Origin of the sequence: Pseudomonas sp. MRSN 12121 (assembly GCF_000931465.1) — a bacterium.
Lineage (GTDB): Bacteria > Pseudomonadota > Gammaproteobacteria > Pseudomonadales > Pseudomonadaceae > Aquipseudomonas.
Window position 1 is genome coordinate 3,282,577 of sequence record NZ_CP010892.1, and the last position, 22,071, is coordinate 3,304,647.

Sequence of the window (22,071 nt, forward strand, 5' to 3'; positions counted from 1 at the left end):
ATTTAGTTTCCTGAGTCTTGATAAAGGGGCACTGGTGGCGCCTGTTCGAGGTTTTCATAAGGCGTGTCCAGGTTGGGGCTCCAGGCCAGGCGGACCTGGTCGCCGGGGAAAAAGTGCACATGCAAATAGCGATCGCTGCGTTGTCGGGGAGGATTAGGGAGCTCGACCGATAGCGTTTCTTCTCGAGCACCTTGCTCATATTGGGTGCGGGTCATGCTCTTGATCCAATCTACCCTCAGCATCTTGCCCTCGATACGCCAACAGCAAGTTGCACCACCGCCAGCATTTGCAGTGGCATTTCCCCCCCAATTGTCATTGATGAAATAACTGAAAATGGGGCGGTCGGTATGGTTGTGTACATAGAGCCATGCTCCTGGCATACGGTTGGATTGCCAGATGAAATAGACAGCAATCACTAGCCCCCAAATCAACAAGTTGACCAGGGTTTTCTGTAGGCCAGTCAGCGAACTCCAGCGTTGCCGCAGTGACGAAAGCAGGATCACATTGCCCCCTCGTTGCGCAGCAAGATCAACGTCGCGAAGCTCATTCGGATTTGCGCTCCTGATCCCTGGCGTAGAATTCGCTCAGTTCTTTCTTGAGCGGGCTTGTGTGCTTGTCGCTCCAAGCTACCCGCACTTGATTTCCAGGCAGAAAGTGCACATGCAGTGTGTTGTCAGTGCGCTGTCGAGGCGGGTTAGGAATCTCGATTGACAGGGTTTCCTCTTCAAGCCCCTGTCTGATTTGTTCTGGCGTGACATCCAGTATCCAGTCCACCTTGAGCACCTTGCCCTCTATGCGCCAGCAACAGGTCACACCGCCGTTCCCACCCCAATTGTCATTCACGAAGTAACTGAAAATCGGCCGATCCGTATGGTTATGCCCATAAAGCCCCGCACCCGGCATGCGGCTGGATTGCCAGATGAAATAACCGGCGACCAGCGTCCCCAGAACCAGCCAGTGGACCAGGGCTTTCTGGTGGCCGGACAGGCGCTTCCAGCGTTGGGTGAGGGCGGGGAGCACTGTCACCTCAGGCGTCTTCCTGCGTGGCCAGGGCGTTTTCCAGGGTGTCCTGCTCATCGCCGACCTGACGAAGCAGCTCGGGCCAGTAAGGGCGCTGATGCAACGGGTCGCCGGTGATCAGGCTGTGCAACACGAAGGTCGACTGATCCTCGGGGTGTTGCAGCCCTTGCGCCCTGGCGGTTCCCAGCAAATCCTGGATCTGTTGCAGGCGTTCGCCATGGCAATCGCTGGCGAAGGCCTGGGGGGCGACGTGTTCGGTCTGCGCCAGCAACTGCTCGGCCTGGGCGTCATGTTGCAGGCTGTGCATCATCGGTTCATCCAGGCGGATCGGGTGATACTCGGGCACGTCGCCAAGAGCCGGGCCGGTAAGACGCTGCCAGTGCTTTTCGCCCTTGACCCACCAGGTGCCGAGGGGGCCGAACAACCAGCGTTGCCATGGCTGCGCACTTTGCTGGTAGAGCAGGGGCAGTACCTCGGCGCTGTAGCTACGGATCAGCAGCACGGCATCGTTGGCGTCCTGGCAGACCAGGGCATCCCCCAGGTGAGTGGCGAGGCGATCGGCGGGCAGGGTGGTGCTCAACCAACCGGCCAGGTTCGAGGCAAACAGCTCGTCGATGGCGAGCAACTGCTCGAAAGGTTGTTCGCTCAGGTCCAGTAACAGCGGCCCATCGCTGCGCAGTTGCGCCAGTTCGGCCTGGTACATCAGCGGCCAGCGGGCGCCTTGCAAGTTCGCCAGGGCCTGGCGCTGCTCCATGGAAAGTGGCGCCTGCTCGATGATCGCCATCAGGCGCAAGCCCTTGGTCCGGGCCTGGGTCCAGTCCTGTTCGCCTTGTCGTACCTCGCTCATGACTGCGCTCCGGACAGGATCGCCTGGCGTTGGCGGATGGCCTTGAGCAGGCATTCCACGCAGATGCCTTTGGGTGGTGCCAGGCGCGGTATCAGCGTGTTCGCACGGGTTTGCAGCAGGCCGCCGGCCTTGTCGGCATCCGCCAGCTTCAACAACCCGGGCAACAACGGCGCCGCCGGCGTACCCACCCCCGGTGCTCCCCCGGAATTGATCTTCACATCCGCACCACCGATGGTCACGCCGCCGCCGTCGAGCTTGACGAAGCTGCCGCCGGCCTTGGCGGTGAGTTCGGCGCCGGCTTCGAGCACGGCCTTGGTCCCGGCCTTGTAGTGGATCTCCTGGCCGGCCTCGACGAATTGCGCGGTGCCGAGTTTCAGGTGCTGGCTGACGGCCACGGTCAGGTGGTCGTTGGCGCGCAGGTCGCTCTTGCGGTCCAGGTGGGTGATGCGGTGTTCTTCGGCCTTGAGCTCGGTAAGGCTGTTGGCTTCGACCGTGTCGTGGCGTTCGTTACCGACGCGGATGCGCTGGTCGTGCTCGACGTTTTCATCCCAGTCGCGCTGGGCGTGCAGGTAGATCTGCTCGGCGCCTTTCTTGTCTTCGATGCGCAGCTCGTTGTAGCCGCCGCCCCCGGGGCTGCTCAGGGTCTTGAAGGTGCTGCGGGTCTTGTTCGCCGGCAGGTCGTAGGGAACGACGTTTTCCTTGTGGTACAGGCAACCGGTCACCAGCGGCTGGTCGGGGTCGCCTTCGAGGAAGGTCACCAGCACTTCCATGCCGATGCGCGGGATGGCGATGCCGCCATAGGCCTTGCCGGCCCAGCCGCTGGCCACGCGCAGCCAGCAGGAGGTGTTGTCGTCGGCCTGGCCGTCGCGGTCCCAGTGGAACTGCACCTTGATCCGCCCGTATTCGTCGCAGTGGATCTCTTCGCCCTTGGGCCCGGTGACCACCGCGGTCTGGCTGCCCAGGGACTTGGGTTTTGGATGCTCCAGCGGCGGCCGGTAGTGGGCGTCCCACGGGGTGGCGAGGAAGCGGTTGCGGTAGCCCTGGTGGAAGTCGTCCTTATTGCTGGTGACATCGCTGGTGATGTTTTCGCCCAGCACCTGCGGCTGCTTGCCTTCGTGGATCACTTCCAGCAGCAGCCACAGGTCGTTCCATTCGCTGCGCGGGTGGCCGGCCAGGGTCAGGAAATGGCCGCTGAGCAGGGTCGGCTCGTCGCCCTTGCCCTCGGCCAGCCGGTAGTCGCTGCGGTGGCGTTCCAGGGCGCGGGTCGCCAGTTGCTTGCCGCGGGCCTGCTGGGTGAACAGGCCGGGATAGTCGTAGTCTTCCAGGTCCGGCATGACCCCGGACTTGGCCGCGGCTTCGGGCAGCAGGCGCGGTTTCTCGAAGTCGTAGTCGCGGCGGCCGACGCGGCTGGTGCGGGTTTCCAGGCGCAGGCCGAAGCGCTTGATCACCGGCTGTTCGGCGGCCATGCCGGAGTCCTGCTGGTAGTTCACCGCCGGCAGTTTGCGGAACACCGTCTGGTCGTCGCCGAACACCAGGGTGTGGCCGCTGGCCGAGTGCTGGAAGTGGAAATGGATGCCTTCTTCTTCGCACAGGCGCTGGATGAAGTGCAGGTCGGATTCGTCGTACTGGGTGCAGTAGACCCGTTCCGGATAGGTCGCGCCGAGCTGGAAGCGGTAGGCATCGGCGAGGATGCCGCGAGCCTCGAGGACCTGGGCGATGATCTTCGGCACGCTCAGGTGCTGGTAGATTTTCTGGTTGAAGTTGTGGCGCAGGTAGTTGAGCTGTGGGGTCAGGCTGAGGCTGTAGCGGGTCAGCTTGCGCCCGGAGTCGCCTTGGGCGATGCGGTACACCAGGCCGTGGATCAGGCCTTTGCCAGTGCTGCCAAACGTCAGGCAGGCCGGTTTATGCAACAACTCCTCGAGCTTGAGGTCGGGGCGGGCGCTGACCAGTTCGATATCGAAGCAGAAGGGTTGGTTGAGGGCTTCGCGGCCGACGAAACCGAGGACCTGCAGGTCGACCGAGGCACCTTCGATCGTCAGGGAAATATGGCTAGCGTTAGCATCCAGCATGCCGTGAAATCCATCCATTGAATAAGCAGGGGCGGATGGTGCAGGAATAGAACGGTCGATTCAAGCCGAAGCGATAACGGTGAGCGGCCGGGCGAATTTTTCAGAAAACTCCGTAATAACCGTTATTTATGCCCTACAGCCCATCCGAGTATCGCCTTACAGCTATTGGCTGTAGGGGAGAGGAGCAGGCCGCTCAGGGATTCCCGTGCAGTCAGTCCCTGGGCAGACTCCGGGCCGATCATCGACAGCCCTCGGACGCTCGCAGGGTTCAAGCCTGTGGCGGCAAGGGCGGCTGATAGTAGCTCTGGAACCAGTCGACGAAGCGCCCCAGGCCCTCGGCCAGGGGAACCTGCGGGCCGAAACCAGTGACGTTCTCCAGGGCGCCGATATCGGCGCAGGCGTTGAGCATGTCGCCGGGTTGCAAGGGCAGGTACTCGATCTGGGCCTTGCGCCCGAGCAATTGCTCCAGGGTGGCGATGTAGTCCTTGAGTTCCACCGGCCGTTGCCCGCCGATGTTGAACAGGCGCCAGGGCGCCATGCTGCTGGCCGGGTCGGGCTGCTCGCGGTTCCACAGCGGATCGTGCTGGGGCGGCTTGGTCAAAAGACGGGCCAGGGCTTCGACTATGTCGTCGATGTAGGTGAAGTCGCGCTGGTGCATGCCGTAGTTGAACAGCTTCAGCGGGCGGCCTTCGCTGATGGCCCTGGCGAACAGGATCGGCGACATGTCCGGGCGCCCCCAGGGGCCGTACACGGTAAAGAAGCGCAGGCCGGTGGCCGGCATGTCGTACAGGTGGCTATAGCTGTGGGCCATCAATTCATTGGCCTTTTGGCTCGCGGCGTACAGCGACAACGGGTGGTTGGCGTTGTCGCCGACCTTGTACGGCATCTGTTGGTTGGCCCCGTATACCGAACTGGACGAGGCGTAGATCAGGTGCTCGACCGGGTAGCGCCGGCACATCTCCAGCAGGTTGAGAAACCCGCCGAGGTTGTTGTCCAGGTAAGTCTTGGGATTTTCCTGGGAATAACGCCCCCCGGCCTGGGCCGCGAGGTTGATCACCACCTGCGGCCGGGTCTGGGCGAACAACCGGGCGAGGGCTTCGGTATCGCTCAGGTCGAGGCGGTACAGCGGGAAAGGCCCCACTTGTTGTTCGACCCAGCGCACTCGGTCGTGCTTGAGTTGCGGATCGTAATAGTCGTTGAAGTTATCCAGCCCGGTGACTTGGTGCCCATCCTTGAGCAGGCGCAGAACGGTATGGGCGCCGATAAAGCCGGCAGCCCCGGTGATCAGGATATTCATCGGCAAAGTGCCCTCGGTGCACGGCAGGGCACGCCTGCAAGCGGGGCGGCGAAGGGCAGGCGAGTGGTCGGGGCGCCCGTCTGTACCGGGCCGCTGGCGCCGATACCAGAAATGCTGACATCCAAGGTTGTCACCTCGTCCGTGATGCAAAGAGTGAATGAGCATTTCTGCTCATTTTTTTAAGAACTGAATAGGCCCAAGCCTTTGGTGTGTTCTTTTTTTGACACTACCATAGAGGATTGTCGATTAATTGACGTTTTGCCGTGCTGTATAAATGACGACGAGGTCCGCGTTCTGTTTTTTTAATGGAATAATTTCTTTTGAATCAAAGAGATAAATTTGAAGGCTGACAGTGAAAAGTGTTGTCCCGGTTTCGGGGGGTAAAGGCCGGGCGGTTAAAAATTGCCGACGAACGGTAGAGCTCGAATGACGGAAAAAACCGGTTCGCTGGACGAAAAGCACGGGATTGGATCCGCATGCCGTTCTGGGCGCCAGTGCCTCGCGATGCGGCCGGCGGTGGGTTATCGAAGCAAAAAGTGTTGGAAATGATTGCTTTTCGGGCGCGGCGAAAAGCCTGTCGAGGCAGGTAGCGGCCGACCAAGGCTGTAGTAGCTTCAGACTAAAGTCGGGTGTGTAGGGTCGAGGCTATCTGCCACTATTGCCGGTCAACATTGACCCTATCAATTCAACTGGCCAGAGATGATTCGCCAGGTGGATTGCTATTGCTTTCTTTCATCCGCGTTACCGATGCACTGCTGGAGCTTTTCATGCGTCCCCCTTTTCCTTTGCTGCACTCCTACCGTCCCCTGGGTCTCGGCACCCTTTGCCTGTGCGCGGGTTTTACCGCCCAGGTCCAGGCCGCGGGCTTTTTCGAAGACAGCAGCGCCCGGCTCGAATCGCGCACGGTGTACTTCAACCGTGACTTCCGCGATGGCCACACCGGCAACGATCAAGGCGCCTCCAAACGCGAAGAGGCGGCCCAGGGCTTCATTCTCAACCTGCAATCGGGTTACACCGAAGGCACGGTCGGCTTTGGTATCGATGCGCTGGGCATGCTCGGCATCAAGCTCGATTCCAGCCCCGACCGCAGCAACAGCGGCCTGCTGCCGTCCAGCGGCCAGGACCCGCGGGGCTCCAAGGACCAGTACGCCAAGCTCGGCCTGACGGCCAAGGTGCGGGTGTCGCAGAGTGTGCTCAAGTACGGCGCGCTGCTGCCGGACCTGCCGCTGCTCAAGTACAACGACGGGCGCCTGCTGCCGACCATGTTCAACGGCGCCATGCTCACGTCCCGGGAGATCAAGGACCTGACCTTCATGACCGCGCGCCTGGACCGGTACACCGCCCGGGACTCCACGGACGCCCAGGACATTCGCGTGCACTGCAAGAACAAGCGTTACGCGTGCAACGTCACGGCCGACCATTTCGACATGTACGGCCTCGACTACAAGTTCAACGACCGCCTGACCGGGCAGTATCACTACGCAGAGCTGGAAGACATCTACCGCCAGCATTTCATCGGCCTGGTGGCCAACCAGCCGCTGGGCAGTGGCGTGCTGAAGGCCGACCTGCGCCTGCTCAAGAGTGCCGACAGCGGCGCCGAGCGTGCCGGCTCCATCGATAACCGCGCGCTGAGCGGCATGCTCGGCTACGCCATTGATGGCCATACCTTCAGTGCCGGCTGGCAGCGCATGAACGGCGAGAACTCGATGCCGTACCTCGATGGCAGCAACCCGTACCTGGTCAACTATGTGCAGGTCAACGACTTCGCTGCGGCCCAGGAGCGTTCCTGGCAACTGCGTTACGACTACGACTTCAAGGCCATCGGCATCAACGGTCTGAGCTTCCTGACCCGTTATGTCAGCGGCGACCATATCAAGGTCCCGGGCAGCGACCAGGAAGGCCGCGAGTGGGAACGCGACAGCGAACTCAAGTACGTGGTGCAGAGCGGCACCTTCAAGGACGTCAGCCTGCGCCTGCGCAACGCCACCTACCGCAGCAACTACGAGAAATACGCCCGCGACGTGGACGAGACGCGGCTGATCGTCAGCTACAACTTCTCGATCCTCTGAGTGCGCTAGCTGCGATCGGCAACGCAGTTGCCGCCAAACCTGAATCCGCGGTGTGTCAGACAGAACGCGGCGCCTGGCTTGCGATCGCTTCGCGATCGATCGCAGCCTCGCTGACGCTCGGCAGCGGCTACGGGATCGCAGTGTCATATCGCAATGTCGAAGGATCGCAGCGTCCTTGTAGCCGCTGCCGAGCCATGGCGAGGCTGCGATCGGCAACGCAGTTGCCGTAAAACCTGAATCCGCGGTGTATCAGGCAGAACGCGGCGCCTGGATTGCGACCGCTGCGCGATCGATCGCAGCCTCGCTGACGCTCGGCAGCGGCTACGGGATCGCAGTGTCATATCGCAATGCCGAAGGATCGCAGTGTCCTTGTAGCCGCTGCCGAGCCATGGCGAGGCTGCGATCGGCAACGCAGTTGCCGCCAAACCTGAATCCGCGGTGCGTTAGACAGAACACGTCGCCTGGCTTGCGACCGCTTCGCGATCGATCGCAGCCTCGCTGACGCTCGGCAGCGGCTACGGGATTGCAGTGTCATATCGCAATGCCGAAGGATCGCAGCGTCCTTGTAGCCGCTGCCGAGCTATGGCGAGGCTGCGATCGGCAACGCAGTTGCCGCCAAACCTGAATCCGCGTTGTGTCAGACAGAACGCGGCGCCTGGCTTGCGATCGCTGCGCGATCGATCGCAGCCTCGCTGATGCTCGGCAGCGGCTACGGGATCGCAGTGTCATATCGCAATGCCGAAGGATCGCAGCGTCCTTGTAGCCGCTGCCGAGCCATGGCGAGGCTGCGATCGGCAACGCAGTTGCCGCCAAACCTGAATCAGCGGTGCGTCAGACAGAACGCGGCGCCTGGCTTGCGATCGCTTCGCGATCGATCACAGCCTCGCTGACGCTCGGCAGCGGCTACAAGATCGCAGTGCCATAGGGACGTGTGTGTGCTAGAGCCAGTGCCAGAACCGGCTCCAGAACCCTCGGTTCAGTTCTTCCTTGCAGCCGGCGTATTGCCGGCCGTAGAGGTTGGAGCGGCTCTGCACCTTGCCGGCCACGCCCTGCAGCCAGGGCTTGGCGGCGTAGGTCTGGCGGCGGTAGCCGCCCCAGCCTTCGTGGTAGTTCAGGTACTGGCGGTAGGCGTCCTGCTTGGTCACGCCGTTGACCCGCCAGGTCTGGTCCATGTACCAGCCGATAAAGTCGGTGGCGTCGGCGAAATTGCTGCGGCTGGCCCAGTAGTTGTCGCCCTTGCGCTGGTAGTCGCCCCAGACTTCGTCCTTGGCCTGCGGGTAGCCGTAGGCGCTGGTGACCCGGCCCCAGGGAATCACCCAGAGCAGGTATTTGCGCGGCGCCTTGGCGTCCTGCTTGAAGCTCGACTCCTGGTAGATGATCGACAGCGGCACCTGGATCGGCACCCCCCATTTCTCTTCGGTGGCCTTGGCGGCTTTGTACCAGTCGCTTTTCTCGCGAAAGATCGCGCAGATGTCATTGGGGTTGGCGGGCGGCGCGGTCGCGCAGCCGGCCAGGAGAAAGGGCAGGACGAGGGCGGCACAGGTAAAACGGGTCAAGGGCAAGGCTCTGTTCGGGTCGTGCGGGGCGCCGGCAGGGCGCCCCTTCGATCAATTCAGTTGGTGGCGATAGGGCAGGTCCGGTCCGGTCTTGCCACAGGTCAGCGCCGCGGCGTGGATGGCGAACCGGAGCATCTGCTCGATCTGTTCGCGGCTCAACCGCGCCACAGCCTCCAGTGAATCCAGCTGCCGCTCGGTCAGCCAGGCGATCAGGGCCGCCTGGAAGGTGTCGCCGGCACCCACGGTGTCGGCCATCTTAATCGGCACGGCCGGTGCCGACCAGTGGCCATGTGCCCGGCTGAAGACCGTCGCGCCCTCTGCGCCGCGGGTCAGGAACACCAGTTGGCAATGATGGCGCAGCCAGCCTTCGATCACGTCCCGGGGCTCGCGGTCGGGGTAGAGCAGGTGCAGGTCCTCGTCGCTGACCTTGATCAGGTCGGCCAGAGCGGCCAGGGTCTCGATGCGCTGGCGCCACTGTTCGAGGTCCGGCGCGGGGTTGAGGCGCACATTGGGGTCGAGGCTGATCAGGCGCCGGCCACGCTCGCGCCGCACCAGCGCCAGCAGGGTGTCGGCGACCGGCTGCACCACCAGGGAAAACGAACCGACGTGCAGGCCACGCACCCGGCTGTCGAGCTCGGGCAGGTCGTCCAGGTGCAACTGGCGATCGGCGCAGCCTTCGCCCCGGAAGCTGTATTGCGGCACGCCGTCGGCGCCCAGCGCGACCATCGCCAGGGTGGTCGGGGCCGGGACGTCCAGCAGGTAGTCCGGGTTCACGCCTTCGTCGCGCAGCACCTGCCGCAGGCGCCGGCCCAGGTAGTCGGTGGACAGCCCGGCGAACAGCGCCGCGTCGACGCCCAGGCGTCGCAGGCCGACCGCGACATTGAATGGCGAACCGCCGGCAATCGCCTGGAAGTTGACCTGCGAGGCGCGCCCGCCGGCGTCGTCTTCGCTGAAAAAATCGAACAGTGCTTCACCGCAGACCAGGTACATAGTCACTCGCTCTTCAAAAGGGTTGCCACGTGCTGTTGGTAACGTTCATAGACCTGCTGGTAGGCCGCCACATGGGCGGCGATCGGCAGGGTTTCGCTGGCCGGGTCGAGTTTCACGCAGCGCTGGCACAGTTGCGCCAGGCTGTAGCGCTGTTCGCCGTCCGCGGAGCGGCACCAGGCCGCCTGGATCGCCGCGCCCAGGGCCGCGGCCTCGCTTTGCTCGGTACAGACCACCGGGGTGTGCATGATATCGGCGACCATCTGCCGCCACAGAGGACTTTTCGAACCGCCGCCGATCAGGCGGATGCGCTGGCTCTGCAAGCCGTTGCGGCGCAGCAGGTCGAGGCCGTAGCGCAGGCCGAAGGTGGTGCCTTCCAGTACCGCCCGGCACAGGTTGGCCTGGGTCAGGTTGTCCAGGGTCAGGCCCAGCAGGCTGCCGCTGGCCTGGGGCAGGGCCGGGACCCGCTCGCCATTGAGGAACGGCAGCATGCACACGCCCCCCGCACCGATCGGCGCCTCGGCGGCCCGTTGGTTGAAGCGCGCAAGGTCCAGCTCGAACAGCTCGCGCACCGCGCCGGTGGCGTTGGTCAGGTTCATGGTGCAGATCAGCGGCAGCCAGCCGCCGCTGGAGGAACAGAAGGTCGCCACCGCGGCGTCGCGGCTGACCCGCGGCTGCTCGGCGTAGGCGTACAGGGTGCCGGAGGAACCCAGGCTCATGGTGATGACCCCGGGCTGGATATTACCGGTGCCGATGGCGCCCAGCATGTTGTCGCCACCACCGCTGGAGACCCGCGCGGCGGGGTTGAGCCCCAGGCGTTCGGCGATTGCGGGCAGCAGGGTGCCCACCGGCCGGTCGGCCTCGATCAGTTCCGGCAAGGCGGCCTCCAGGCCCCCGTCCGGGTCGATGTGGCGCAACAGTTCCAGGTCCCACTGGCGGGTGCGCACGTTGAAATAGCCGGTGCCGGAGGCGTCGCCGTACTCGCTGCAGGCGCGTCCCGTCAGCCAGTAGTTCAGGTAGTCGTGGGGCAGCAGGATGCGCGCGATGCGCTGGAACAGCTGGGGATGGCGTTCTCGGGTCCACAGCAGCTTGGAGACGGTGTAGCCGGGAGCGATCGCCACGCCGAGGCGCTCCAGGGAACCCTGTTCGCCCCCCAGGTATTCCAGCAGGCGCCGGTTCTGCTCGCTGGACTCGGTGTCGCACCAGAGCTTGGCCGGGCGCAGGACCCGGCCCTGGCGATCGAGCAGGACCAGGCCGTGCTGCTGGCCCGACACGCCGAGGCCGAGGATCTCCTGGCCGCTGACCCCGGCCGCCTGCAACGCCCGCCGGGTGGCCAGGGCGAACGCCTCGCACCATTGCTCGACGTCCTGTTCGCGGCGGCCGTTGGCGCCGCTGATCAGGCTGTGCGGCGCGGCGCCCAGGCCCAGCACGTCGCCGCTGGCGACGTCGAGGATCAGCGCCTTGGTGCCCTGGGTGCCGCAGTCGATGCCGAGGTATAGCTGTCGTTTGGTCATGGATGAACCTGTGCAAAATTCAACTCGGGGCCGCTGTGGGAGCCGGGTTGCCTTGAGATCGCTGCGCCCGTGCCGGGCGATCGCAGCCTCGCTGGCGCTCGACAGCGGCTACATACATACCGCGCCCGTAGCCGCTGCCGAGCCTGGGCGAGGCTGCGATCGGCAACGCAGTTGCCGCGAAACCTGAATCCGCGGTGTGCCAGGCAGAACGCGTCGCCTGGCTTGCGACCGCTTCGTCGGAATGCCGCCCAAACCGATCGCAGCCTCGCTGGTGCTCGACAGCGGCTACATGCATACCGCGCCTGTAGCCGCTGCCGAGCCTGGGCGAGGCTGCGATCGGCAACGCAGTTGCCGCGAAACCTGCGCTCACGATGCGTCAGGCGTAGCGCGTTGCTACGCCAACACCCGCTCCAGGGTGCGGGTCACGCCGTTTTCCCGCAGGTCATTGAAGCAGCGCTCGAAGGCTTCGACAAAGGCCGGCGACTGGGGAATGGCGCCGCCGAAGATTTCCTCGACCGCCAGCAGGCGCTGGCTGACCCGCGCCTCGTCCGTCACCAGCGCCTGGCAGAACGCCGCGCGTGGATCGGGAATCGCATAGCGCTCGCCGTTCTCGTCGACGCCCCTGAGGTACAGGGCCCAGGCCGCGATCACCAGGGCGGCGCGTTCGGGGTCGCCGCCGTCGGCGAGCAGGCGGTTGATGGTCGGCACGCTGAACTTGGGCAGCTTCGACGAGCCGTCCGAGCAGACCCGCTCCAGCTGGTCGGCGATCGCCCGGTTGGAGAAGCGCGCCACCAGGGTGTCCTTGTAGGCGGCCAGGTCGATGCCCGGCACCGGTGCCAGTTGCGGGGTCACGTCGAGGTCCATGTAGGCGCGGATGAAGGCCACGAACAGCGGGTCGGCCATGGCCTGGTGGACAAACCGGTAGCCCTTGAGGAACCCCAGGTAGGTCAGCGCCAGGTGGCTGCCGTTGAGCAGCTTGATCTTCATCTCTTCATAGGGCGTGACGTCGTCGGTGAACTGCACCCCGACCTTTTCCCAGGCCGGCCGGCCGTTGACGAACTTGTCTTCCAGCACCCATTGCACGAACGGCTCGCAGACCACCGGCCAGGCATCGTCGACGCCGTGCTGGTCGTGCAGCTGCAAGCGGTGGGCGATGCTGGTCATCGGGGTGATGCGGTCGACCATGGCGTTGGGGAATCCGACGTGGGCGGCGATCCAGTCGTGCAGTTCGGGATCGCGCAGGGCGGCGAAGGCCAGCAGCGCCTTGCGCGTCACCGCGCCGTTGTGCGGCAGGTTATCGCAAGACATCAGGGTAAAGGCCGGAGTACCGGCCGCCCGGCGCCGGGCCAGGGCCGCGCAGAGAAAGCCGAACACGGTCCGCGGCTGCCGCGGGTGCGCCAGGTCGTGCTGGATCTGTGGCAGGTGGGCCATGAATTCGCCGCTGCTGTCGTCGATGCAGTAGCCGCCCTCGGTGATGGTCAGGGAGACGATGCGGATCCGTGGGTCGGCCAGTTTGTCGATCAGCGCCTGGGCATCATCCTCGGCCAGCAGCATGTCGCGGATTGCGCCGATCACCCGCACTTCGCTGGCCTCGTCGTCGCCCAGCTCGAACAGGGTGAACAGGTAGTCCTGGTCGGCCAGGTCGTCGCGCGCGCGGCGGTCCTCGGCGCGCAGGCCGACCCCGCAGATGCCCCAGTCCAGGCCTTCGCCGCGGTTCATCAGGGCGTCGGTGTAATAGGCCTGGTGGGCGCGGTGGAAGCCGCCCACGCCGATATGCGCCATGCCTTGCCGGACCTCGGCCAGGGCGTAGGCCGGCACCCGCACTTCGGGAGCCAGGCGGTCAAGGTTGTGTCGGTTCAGTTTCATCGTGGGTTCTCGGTTGATCAGGCGGCGGCGCGCAGGGTTCTGGCCACGGCCACGCCGGTGGCATCGAACAGGTGGCAGTGCTCGGGGTCCAGCTTGAGCGCCAGTTGCTGGCCGTAGGCGCTGGCCAGGTCGCCGCGGATGCGCAGGGTCAGGGCTTCGTCGGACGCCGTGCGCACATGGCAGAAGGTGTCGCTGCCCAGGCGCTCGCTGACGTCGGCGGTGACCTGCAGGGTGCAGTCGCCGGGCCGGGCCAGTTCCAGGTGCTCGGGACGGATGCCCAGGGTCACCGGGCTGCCAAGGCTCAGGTGGGCGGCGTTGTGTGGCAGGCGGACGCGGGTGCCGGCGTCCAGCTCGACCTCGCAGCCGAGGTCGTCGATCCGGCCGACCTTGCCCTTGAGAAAGCCCATTTTCGGCGTGCCGAGAAAACCGGCGACGAACAGGTTGGCCGGGCGGTGGTACAGCTCCAGCGGCGAGCCGACCTGTTCCACGCGGCCGCCATTGAGCACCACCACCTTGTCGGCCAGGGTCATGGCTTCGACCTGGTCGTGGGTCACGTAGATCATGGTCGCCTGCAGCTCTTTGTGCAGGCGCGCCAGTTCCAGGCGCATCTGCACCCGCAGCGCGGCGTCGAGGTTGGACAGCGGCTCGTCGAACAGGAAGATCTTCGGGTTGCGCACGATGGCCCGGCCGATGGCCACACGCTGGCGCTGGCCGCCGGACAGTTGCTTGGGCTTGCGCTCGAGCATCGGCCCCAGTTCGAGGATGCGCGCCGCCTCGTCGACCTTCTGCTGCACCTCGGCCTTGGCCACGCCGGCCAGGTCCAGGGCGAACGACATGTTCTTGCGCACGCTCATGTGCGGGTACAGGGCGTAGGTCTGGAACACCATGGCCAGGTCGCGCTTGGCCGGGCTGACCTCGGTGATGTCGCGGCCATCGAGCTCGATGCTGCCGCCGCTGACATCCTCGAGGCCGGCGATCAGCCGCAGCAGGGTGGATTTGCCGCAGCCGGACGGGCCGACGAAGACCACGAACTCGCGGTCGTTCACCTCCAGGTCGATGCCCTTGATGATGGAAAACCCCTCGAAGCCTTTTTGCAGGTTGTTGATTTTCAGGTGAGCCATGGAATCTCTCCGGATTGCATAATTTCGTCGTAGCCGCTGCCGAGCCTGCGAGGCTGCGATCGGCCGCGCAGCGGACGTGCTCTGGAAGGCCGCGAAGAGTCTTCGGGCCTTATCGGGTATCGGGTTACCTGTTACTTCACCGCGCCGAAGGACAGGCCGCGCACCAGTTGCTTCTGGCTGATCCAGCCGATGATCAGGATCGGCGCGCAGGCCAGGGTCGAGACGGCCGAGAGCTTGGCCCAGAACAGGCCCTCGGGGCTGGAGTAGGAGGCGATCAGCGCGGTCAGCGGCGCGGCGTTGGACGAGGTCAGGTTGAGTGACCAGAACGCCTCGTTCCAGCACAGGATCAGCGACAGCAGCACGGTGGACGCCAGGCCGCCCTTGGCGATGGGCAGCAGCACCCGGAGCATTTCCTGGCTGAGCGTTGCGCCATCCAGCCGTGCGGCCTCGAGGATGTCCCGGGGGATGTCCTTGAAGTAGGTGTAAACCATCCAGACCACGATCGGCAGGTTGATCAGGGTGTAGATCGCGATCAGCGCCAGGCGCGTGTCCAGCAGGCCGAAATGCTTGGCCAGCAGGTAGATCGGCATCAGCACGCCCACCGGCGGCAGCATCTTGGTTGACAGCATCCACAGCAGGGTGCGCTTGGTGTTGCGGGTCTCGTAGAAGGCCATGGAGTAGGCCGCCGGCACCGCGATCAGCAGGCACAACGCGGTGGCGCTGAACGAGATCGCCACCGAGTTCCAGGCGAAGGCCAGGTAGTTGCTGCGCTCGTTGATGTGCAGGTAATTCTCCAGCGTCGGCGTGAAGATGAACTGCGGCGGCGTGGCGAAGGCGTCGATTTCGGTCTTGAAGCTGGTCAGCAGCATCCAGAAGATCGGGAAGAAGATCAGGATGGCGACGATCCAGGCCAGGGTGCCGAGCAGCAGGCTGTGCAGGCGGCGGGATTGTTGCAGGGTCATGGCGCGCACCTCAGGGCTTGTCAGTCAGGTTTTTGCCGAGCATGCGCACCAGCACGATCGCGGCGATGTTGGCGATGACCACGGCGATCAGGCCGCCGGCCGACGCCATGCCGACGTCGAACTGCACCAGCGCCTGGTTGTAGATCAGGTAGGCGAGGTTGGTCGAGGCGTAGCCCGGGCCACCGTTGGTGGTGGTGAAGATTTCGGCGAACACCGAGAGCAGGAAGATGGTCTCGATCATCACCACCACCGCGATCGGCCGCGCCAGGTGCGGCAGGGTCAGGTGCCAGAAGATCGCCAGGGGCCCGGCACCGTCCAGGCGCGCCGCCTCCTTCTGTTCCTGGTCCAGGGACTGCATGGCGGTCATCAGGATCAGGATCGCGAACGGCAGCCACTGCCAGGACACGATGACGATGATCGACAGCAGCGGGTAGTGCGCCAGCCAGTCCACCGGCTGGGCGCCGAACAGCTTCCACACGGCGGCGAGGATCCCCGACACCGGGTGGAAGATCAGGTTCTTCCAGATCAGCGCGCCCACCGTGGGCATGATGAAGAACGGCGAGATCAGCAGCACCCGGACGATGCCGCGGCCGAAGAACTCGCTGGCTTCCAGCAGGGCGCTGATCAGCACCCCGAACACCACGCTGATCGCCAGCACGCTGCCCACCAGCAGCAGGGTGTTGCCGGCCCCGGGCAAAAAGCCCGAGTCAGTGAGGAAGTAGCTGAAGTTCTCCAGCCCCACGAACTGGTTTTCTCCGGGGTACAGCAGGTTGTAGCGGATCAGCGAGAAGTACAGGGTCATGCCCAGCGGCACGATCATCCACAGCAGCAACAGCGCCACCGAGGGGCTGACCAGGAACCAGCCGGGGTTGGCCGGGCGGCGCTTGCGCGCGGCCCGGGGTATTTCCAGATGAGCGTTGGCAGTCGAAGTATTCATGACGATCACAACCGTTCAGGTGTGTTTCCCGTAGGAGCGAGGCTTGCCCGCGATGAACGATGACGCGCTTATCGGATAGACCGTGGTGCGGCTATCGCGGGCAAGCCTCGCTCCTACAGGTACGGGATTAGGGGGTTACTTGGGGTAGCCGGCGCGTTTCATTTCGCGTTCGGTGGTCTGCTGCGCCGCGGCCAGGGCCTGGTCGACCGTGCTCTGGCCGATCAGGGCGGCGGAGAACAGCTTGCCGACCTGGGTGCCGATGGCCTGGAACTCGGGGATGGTCACCAGTTGGATGCCGATGTAGGGCACTGGCTTGAGGGTCGGCCGGGTCGGGTCGGCGACCTTCAGCGATTCCAGGGTCACCCGGGCGAATGGCGCGGCCTGCATATAGGCCTCGCTGTAGGTCGAGGCGCGGGTGCCGGGCGGCACGTTGGCGATACCGTCCTTCTCGGCGACCAGGGCGCCGTATTCCCTGGAGGTGGCCCAGGTGGCGAAGGTCCGCGCCGCGTCCTTGGCCTTGGAGCTGGTAGGGATCGCCAGCGCCCAGGAGTACATCCAGGCGCTGCCCTTGTCGGTGACCTGGTGCGGCGCATAGGCAAAGCCGACGTGGTCGCTGACCTTGCTCTGCGATTTGTCGGTGACGAACGAACCGGCGACGCTGGCGTCGACCCAGATCGCGCACTTGCCGCTGTTGAACAGCGCCAGGTTTTCGTTGAAACCGTTGCTGGAGGCGCCGGGCGGGCCGGCCTTTTTCATGGTGTCGACGTAGAAGGTCAGGGCGTTCTTCCACTCCGGCCCATTGAATTCGGGCTGCCACTGCTCGTTGAACCAGCGCGCGCCGAAACCGTTGGCCAGGGTGGTGATCAGGGCCATGTTCTCGCCCCAGCCGGCCTTGCCACGCAGGCAGATGCCGTATTGCTCCTGCCCGGGATTATTGAGTTTGCCGGCGAATTCGCCGATCTGCTCCCAGGTCGGGCGTTCGGGCATCTGCAGGCCGGCGGCCTGGAACAGGTCGGTGCGGTAGTAGGTCATCGAGCTTTCGGCGTAGAACGGCAGGGCGTACAGCGTGCCCTTGGCCGACAGGCCTTGGCGCACCGCGGGGAAAATGTCTTCCAGGTCGTAGGCGGCGGGCAGGTCCTTCATCGGTTCCAGCCAGCCCTTGGCACCCCAGAGTGCGGCTTCGTACATGCCGATGGTCAGCACGTCGAATTGTCCGCCCTGGGTGGCGATGTCGGTGGTCAGGCGCTGGCGCAGCACGTTCTCTTCGAGTACCACCCAGTTGAGCTGGATGTCCGGGTGTTCGCTCTCGAAGGCCTTGGAGAGTTTCTGCATGCGGATCATGTCGCTGTTGTTGACGGTGGCGATGGTCACCGTCTGGGCGCCGAGGCTGACGCCGCTCAAGGTCATGCAGGTGGTGACGAGCAGGGCTTTGACACAGGGTTTCATCGTGCACTCCTCTTCCGCACCCGCAGGCCGCGAAAGGCTGGTTATTGTTGTTGTTTCTTCCGGATGCCGGGAAGAATGTGAGGCTGATTACAAGCCTTCGACGACCACGCTGACAAATCATCCCTGACACTTGAATCGGTACTTTTTTGCACTGGGCAGAAATCGATTTCGGCGCGCGAGCCGCAACAGGCGGGGGCTCGCCCGGCCGGGGCGGGCAAAACGCGGGAGATTGCGTATCGGTTTTTGCCCGGGGCGAGCGGGTGCAGGAAGGGCCGCGGCGCGGTCCGCTGGAACGGGACCGCGCCTGGAGGGAGGGGTCAGAAGGAGTAGGTGGCGGACAGGATCGCCGCGCGCGCGTCGCCGTATTCGATGGCCGAGGAGCGAGCGTCGCTGCCGGCCTGCTGGCGGACCCGCTCGACGTAGTCCTTGTCGAACAGGTTGTTGACGTTCAGTTGCAGGTCGAGGTCGCGGTTGACCTTGTAACCGAGCATCGCGTTATGCACCCAGTAGGCATCCAGTTTGGCCTTGGTGCTGGAGCTGACGTTGCGCTCGCTGACATAGCGCGTGCCGTAGCCCAGGGTCCAGCCGGCCGGCAGTTCGTAGGTGGTCCACAGGTTGAGCGAGCGCGGCGGCGTGTTGCCCAGGGCCTGGCCCTTGCGGGCGATGCCGGAAGCGGTGTTCGCCGCCTTGAGGATCTCGCTGTCGAGGAAGGTGTAGTTGGCGAACACATCCCATTGCTCGGTGACGTGGCCGGTCAGGCCCAGTTCCACGCCCTGCACCCGCTGCTTGCCGGCCAGCTGGGTCGAACCGTCGGCCATGGTTTCCCGGGCGTTGCTCTTTTCCACGCGAAACAGCGCGGCGTCCAGTTCCAGGCGCTTGTCCAACAGCGCCCACTTGGTGCCCAGTTCCCAGGTCTCGTTCTTCTCCGGCGCCAGGTCCTCGGTGTTGGCGCTCAGGCCGCCGCCGGTGGAGGCAAGGTTCTCCGCGGAAGGGTTGAAGGAGTTGCCCCAGGCCGCATAGATCCGGCCGTTCTCGCTGGGCTTGAACACCAGCCCGGTGCGCGCGCTGACCTTGGCGTCGTCGGCGGCGCGTTTCGCGGTTTTTACCTGGGCGCCGGAGTAGCTGTCGGCCTTGCCGCGGACTTTGTCGTAGCGCAGCCCCAGGTTGAGGTCCCATTGCTCGTGCAGGGCGATGTTGTCGAACAGGTACAGCGCCTGGTCCGTCAGCCGGGTCTCGGTGTAGCCGCTGGCGGCCTTGCGCAGCGGGCCGTTCCAGCGGCCGGGCGGGTTGCCCAGGGCATAGCCGTCGCGCGGGTACAGGGCTGTGCCCAGGCCATGGTTGTAGGTCTTGAGGTCCAGGGTTTCGTGGGACAGCTCCAGGCCTGTGGTCACTTCGTGGCGCATGCCGGCGAACTCGAAGCCGCCGATCAGGTTGCTCTGGTTGATCCACATCTCGGTGGTGGCGTCGCGTCCGTAGGCCTGGGGCCCGGCGGGGCGGTAGCGGCCCGCGGGCACGCCGCTGGTGTTGGCGTGCGAGGCCGAGACGATGGTGTCGCGGTCGGTGCGGCTGTAGCGCGTGAGGTTCTGCAGGCGCAGGTTGTCGTTGAAGTCGTGTTCGAAATCGGCGGTGAAGGTGTTCTGCTCGATCTCTTCCTTGTCGAGGTTTTTCCAGCCGAAATAGCCATCGCGTTTGGCCCCGGCCAGCTTCTTGCCGTCGCGCGCCGGCACGCCGTAGTCGGGCAGGTTGTCGTCGCTCTGGTGGAAGGCGCTCAGGGTCAGGCGGGTGCTGTCGCTCAGGCCCAGGCGCAGCGACGGCGCGATGCCCCAGCGCTGGCGATCGATCTTCTCGCGGCCGGGCACGGCGTTCTGATGGGTCATCAGGTTGAGCCGCACGGCGCTGTCGTGGCCGACGCCTGCCAGCGGCTGGTTGCTGTCCAGGGTCAGGCGGTAATAGTCGTCGGTGCCGAGGCTGCCGCCCAGGCGGGTGAACGCCTGGTCGCGCGGCTGCTTGCTGACCACGTTGATGCTGCCGCCGGTGGTGCCGGCGCCGCCGAATACCGAGTTGGGGCCCTTGATCACCTCCACCTGCTCGACGTTGAAGGTGTCGGAGCGGCTGGTCTGCGCGCTGTCGCGCAGGCCGTCGATCTGCATATTGCTGTTGGCCGAGAAGCCGCGGATGTTGATGCTGTCCCCGGAGCCGCCACCGCCTTCGCCGGCATTGAAGGTGATCCCGGACACGTTCGACAGCACCTGGCGCAGGCTCAGGGCCTGTTGCTCCTGGATCAGCTTGGGCGGCACCACGGTGATGGTCTGCGGGGTGTCCAGCAACGGCGCCACGTATTTGGCCGAGGCGGAGCGTTCGGTTCGGTAGCCCGGTTGTTCGGCTTCGACCTTGATGTTGTCCAGTTGCAGGGATTTCTCTCGTTCCGCGGCTTCGGCCAGGCCGGCGCCCGAGGCGAGGGCCAGGCCCAGGGTAGAGGCCAGCAGGCGGTGTGGCGGCAAGGCGGTGGGGGCTTTCGCGTGCATGGGAAACGCTCTCTTTTTAGTGAGAGTGAATCCTATTTGAGATTAATTATTAAAAAGAGATCGCCAGGATTGGCTGGGAGTTATCCGGTAGATTTTGGGAAATTTCGCGATGGAACTCTGTAAAAGTCGTCAATCTGCATAAGACTTGGCTGTAGTCAGCCAAAAGCCCACTGGATTTTTACCGGTCACTGCCTAAGATGGCCGGCCTGTCCCTCGATGCCGGAAGCCCTGACGCGCGATGTCGGAAAAAGACACCATCTCCATGCAACTGGTGCGCGAAGCGCTGCTGCAAAGCTGCGAACCCGGCGCTGCCACCGAAGAAGTACTGAACAAGGTCGGCATCGACCCGGCCCGGCTGGACGTCAGCGCCGCGCGGGTGCCGGCGACCGCTTATGCGCGCCTGTGGCGTCTGCTGGCGCGGCGCCTGGACGACGAGTTCTTCGGCATGGACCCGCGCAAGCTGAAGTCCGGCAGCCTGGCGTTTCTCTGTCGCAGCGCCATGGCCCAGCCGAACCTGGCGGCGGGGCTGGCGTCCGGCCTGGGGTTCCTGTCACTGATGCTCGAACTCCTGCCGGCGCAACTGGTGCGCCAGCAGAGCCTGGCGGAAATAGTCCTGCTCGAAGACGAGCAGCCGCCGCGCCGGGCCTTTGCCTATTTCACCTACTGGATGATCGTCCACGGCGTGGCCTGCTGGCTGGCCGGGCGGCGCATCCCGATCCTGGCCATCGAGCTGCGGTGCGCGCAGCCGGATTTCTGCGACGACTATCAGGTGATGTTCTCGCAGAACCTGCGCTTCGACCGCCCGCGCACGCGGATGATCATCGCCGCCGATTGCCTGGACCTGCCGATCAAGCGCAGCGTCGAGGAGCTCAAGCGCTTCCTGGCCCAGGCGCCGGCCAACATCCTGGTCAAGTACCGCGACCCGCAGAGCCTGGCCAGCCGCATCCGCCACGACCTGCGCCAGCTGCCCGCGGCGCAGTGGCCGGAAACCGAGAGCCTGGCCCACAGCCTGTGCATGTCGGCCTCGACCCTGCGCCGGCGCCTGGCGGAAGAAGGGCAGACTTACCAGGGCCTCAAGGACGGCGTGCGCAAGGAGCTGGCAATTACTTGGCTGGCCGAGCCGCAGATCAGCTTCACCGAGATCGCCGCCCGGCTCGGCTTCGCCGACGCCAGCTCGTTCTACAAGGCCTTTCGCAAATGGTCCGGCTCCAACCCCGGGCACTACCGCAGCCTGATCCTCAACGACCCTGCCTGATACACCCTGGCCCTTGTAGCCGCTGCCGAGCCATAGCGAGGCTGCGATCGGCAACGCAGTTGCCGCCAAACCTGAATCCACGGTGTGCCAGACAGAACGCGTCGCCTGGCTTGCGACCGCTGCGCGATCGGTCGCAGCCTCGCTGGCGCTCGGCAGCGGCTACAGGATCGCAGCGTCAGAGGAGCGCAACGTCAGAGGAGCGCAACGTCAGAGGAGCGCAACGTCGAAGGATCGCAGTACCTGTGTAGCCGCTGCCGAGCCATAGCGAGGCTGCGATCGGCAACGCAGTTGCCGCCAAACCTGAGCGCGCGGTGTGCCAGATAGAATGCGCCGTCTGGATTGCGACCGCTTCGCGCTCGATCGCAGCCTCGCTGGCGCTCGACAGCGGCTACAGGATCGCAGCGTCAGAGGAACGCAATGTCGAAGGCTCGCAGTACCTGTGTAGCCGCTGCCGAGCCATGGCGAGGCTGTGATCGGCAACGCAGTTGCCGCCAAACCTGAATCCACGGTGTGCCAGACAGAACGCGTCGCCTGGCTTGCGACCGCTTCGCGCTCGATCGCAGCCTCGCTGGCGCTCGACAGCGGCTACAGGATCGCGGC

The 22,071-nt window shown here is 64.7% G+C and carries 16 protein-coding genes; 2 read left to right on the forward strand and 14 right to left on the reverse strand.

Annotated features, from left to right (window positions below; translation table 11 throughout):
• Window positions 1-2 precede the first annotated feature (2 nt).
• The 5 genes from TO66_RS32585 to TO66_RS14910 all read right to left on the reverse strand — a co-directional run bounded on the left by TO66_RS32585 (window position 3) and on the right by TO66_RS14910 (window position 5,233).
• On the reverse strand, window positions 3-503 hold the full coding sequence (locus TO66_RS32585) for a DUF3304 domain-containing protein (protein ID WP_082061087.1): 501 nt from the start codon (window positions 501-503) through the stop codon (window positions 3-5).
• Between the two features lie 40 nt (window positions 504-543).
• Window positions 544-1,026: a DUF3304 domain-containing protein gene (locus TO66_RS14895; RefSeq protein ID WP_044463049.1), complete on the reverse strand. Its 483-nt coding sequence runs from the start codon at window positions 1,024-1,026 to the stop codon at window positions 544-546.
• 1 nt (window position 1,027) lies between these two features.
• Window positions 1,028-1,867 (reverse strand): DUF4123 domain-containing protein, encoded by an 840-nt coding sequence (locus TO66_RS14900; RefSeq protein WP_044463050.1) that lies wholly within the window; start codon window positions 1,865-1,867, stop codon window positions 1,028-1,030.
• Window positions 1,864-3,936, reverse strand: coding sequence for a type VI secretion system tip protein VgrG (locus tag TO66_RS14905; protein ID WP_044463051.1), 2,073 nt, complete (start codon window positions 3,934-3,936; stop codon window positions 1,864-1,866). Before TO66_RS14905 ends, TO66_RS14900 begins: the two co-directional genes overlap by 4 nt.
• A 268-nt stretch (window positions 3,937-4,204) precedes the next feature.
• Window positions 4,205-5,233, reverse strand: coding sequence for an NAD-dependent epimerase/dehydratase family protein (locus TO66_RS14910; protein ID WP_044463052.1), 1,029 nt, complete (start codon window positions 5,231-5,233; stop codon window positions 4,205-4,207).
• A gap of 767 nt (window positions 5,234-6,000) precedes the next feature.
• On the opposite strand from TO66_RS14910, the gene TO66_RS14915 reads away from it, so the two are divergent.
• Entirely contained in the window at window positions 6,001-7,302 is a 1,302-nt protein-coding gene (locus TO66_RS14915; protein ID WP_044463053.1) for an OprD family porin, read from the forward strand.
• A 938-nt stretch (window positions 7,303-8,240) separates the two neighbouring features.
• Here TO66_RS14915 and TO66_RS14920 read toward each other — a convergent pair.
• The 9 genes from TO66_RS14920 to TO66_RS14960 form a co-directional block, all read right to left on the reverse strand.
• Window positions 8,241-8,858 carry a lipoprotein gene (locus tag TO66_RS14920; protein ID WP_044463054.1) on the reverse strand — a complete coding sequence of 206 codons (618 nt, stop codon included), beginning with the start codon at window positions 8,856-8,858 and terminating at the stop codon, window positions 8,241-8,243.
• A 51-nt stretch (window positions 8,859-8,909) separates the two neighbouring features.
• Entirely contained in the window at window positions 8,910-9,848 is a 939-nt protein-coding gene (locus TO66_RS14925) for a carbohydrate kinase (protein WP_044463055.1), read from the reverse strand.
• A 2-nt stretch (window positions 9,849-9,850) separates the two neighbouring features.
• On the reverse strand, window positions 9,851-11,359 hold the full coding sequence (gene xylB / locus TO66_RS14930; RefSeq protein WP_044463056.1) for a xylulokinase: 1,509 nt from the start codon (window positions 11,357-11,359) through the stop codon (window positions 9,851-9,853).
• Between the two features lie 393 nt (window positions 11,360-11,752).
• On the reverse strand, window positions 11,753-13,225 hold the full coding sequence (locus TO66_RS14935) for a mannitol dehydrogenase family protein (protein WP_044463057.1): 1,473 nt from the start codon (window positions 13,223-13,225) through the stop codon (window positions 11,753-11,755).
• Between the two features lie 17 nt (window positions 13,226-13,242).
• Window positions 13,243-14,346, reverse strand: a complete 1,104-nt coding sequence (locus TO66_RS14940) for an ABC transporter ATP-binding protein (protein ID WP_044463058.1) — start codon at window positions 14,344-14,346, stop codon at window positions 13,243-13,245.
• Between the two features lie 131 nt (window positions 14,347-14,477).
• Window positions 14,478-15,308 (reverse strand): carbohydrate ABC transporter permease, encoded by an 831-nt coding sequence (locus TO66_RS14945; RefSeq protein ID WP_044463059.1) that lies wholly within the window; start codon window positions 15,306-15,308, stop codon window positions 14,478-14,480.
• Between the two features lie 10 nt (window positions 15,309-15,318).
• Window positions 15,319-16,245, reverse strand: a complete 927-nt coding sequence (locus tag TO66_RS14950) for a carbohydrate ABC transporter permease (RefSeq protein ID WP_044463060.1) — start codon at window positions 16,243-16,245, stop codon at window positions 15,319-15,321.
• 135 nt (window positions 16,246-16,380) lie between these two features.
• Window positions 16,381-17,652 carry an ABC transporter substrate-binding protein gene (locus TO66_RS14955; RefSeq protein ID WP_409077193.1) on the reverse strand — a complete coding sequence of 424 codons (1,272 nt, stop codon included), beginning with the start codon at window positions 17,650-17,652 and terminating at the stop codon, window positions 16,381-16,383.
• A 356-nt stretch (window positions 17,653-18,008) separates the two neighbouring features.
• Window positions 18,009-20,216, reverse strand: coding sequence for a TonB-dependent siderophore receptor (locus TO66_RS14960; protein ID WP_044463062.1), 2,208 nt, complete (start codon window positions 20,214-20,216; stop codon window positions 18,009-18,011).
• Between the two features lie 238 nt (window positions 20,217-20,454).
• Here TO66_RS14960 and TO66_RS14965 point away from each other — a divergent pair, with 238 nt between their 5' ends.
• Window positions 20,455-21,471 carry an AraC family transcriptional regulator gene (locus TO66_RS14965; RefSeq protein ID WP_044463063.1) on the forward strand — a complete coding sequence of 339 codons (1,017 nt, stop codon included), beginning with the start codon at window positions 20,455-20,457 and terminating at the stop codon, window positions 21,469-21,471.
• Window positions 21,472-22,071: the final 600 nt, after the last annotated feature.

Coding starts and splice junctions, on each gene's coding strand:
- TO66_RS14945 (WP_044463059.1), bottom strand. CDS start 15,308: ATGACCCTGCAACAATCCCGCCGCCTGCACAGCCTGCTGCTCGGCACC.
- TO66_RS14900 (WP_044463050.1), bottom strand. CDS start 1,867: ATGAGCGAGGTACGACAAGGCGAACAGGACTGGACCCAGGCCCGGACC.
- TO66_RS14965 (WP_044463063.1), top strand. CDS start 20,455: ATGTCGGAAAAAGACACCATCTCCATGCAACTGGTGCGCGAAGCGCTG.
- xylB (WP_044463056.1), bottom strand. CDS start 11,359: ATGACCAAACGACAGCTATACCTCGGCATCGACTGCGGCACCCAGGGC.
- TO66_RS14940 (WP_044463058.1), bottom strand. CDS start 14,346: ATGGCTCACCTGAAAATCAACAACCTGCAAAAAGGCTTCGAGGGGTTT.
- TO66_RS14910 (WP_044463052.1), bottom strand. CDS start 5,233: ATGAATATCCTGATCACCGGGGCTGCCGGCTTTATCGGCGCCCATACC.
- TO66_RS14955 (WP_409077193.1), bottom strand. CDS start 17,652: ATGACCTTGAGCGGCGTCAGCCTCGGCGCCCAGACGGTGACCATCGCC.
- TO66_RS14960 (WP_044463062.1), bottom strand. CDS start 20,216: ATGCACGCGAAAGCCCCCACCGCCTTGCCGCCACACCGCCTGCTGGCC.
- TO66_RS14905 (WP_044463051.1), bottom strand. CDS start 3,936: ATGCTGGATGCTAACGCTAGCCATATTTCCCTGACGATCGAAGGTGCC.
- TO66_RS14915 (WP_044463053.1), top strand. CDS start 6,001: ATGCGTCCCCCTTTTCCTTTGCTGCACTCCTACCGTCCCCTGGGTCTC.
- TO66_RS14935 (WP_044463057.1), bottom strand. CDS start 13,225: ATGAAACTGAACCGACACAACCTTGACCGCCTGGCTCCCGAAGTGCGG.
- TO66_RS14925 (WP_044463055.1), bottom strand. CDS start 9,848: ATGTACCTGGTCTGCGGTGAAGCACTGTTCGATTTTTTCAGCGAAGAC.
- TO66_RS14950 (WP_044463060.1), bottom strand. CDS start 16,245: ATGAATACTTCGACTGCCAACGCTCATCTGGAAATACCCCGGGCCGCG.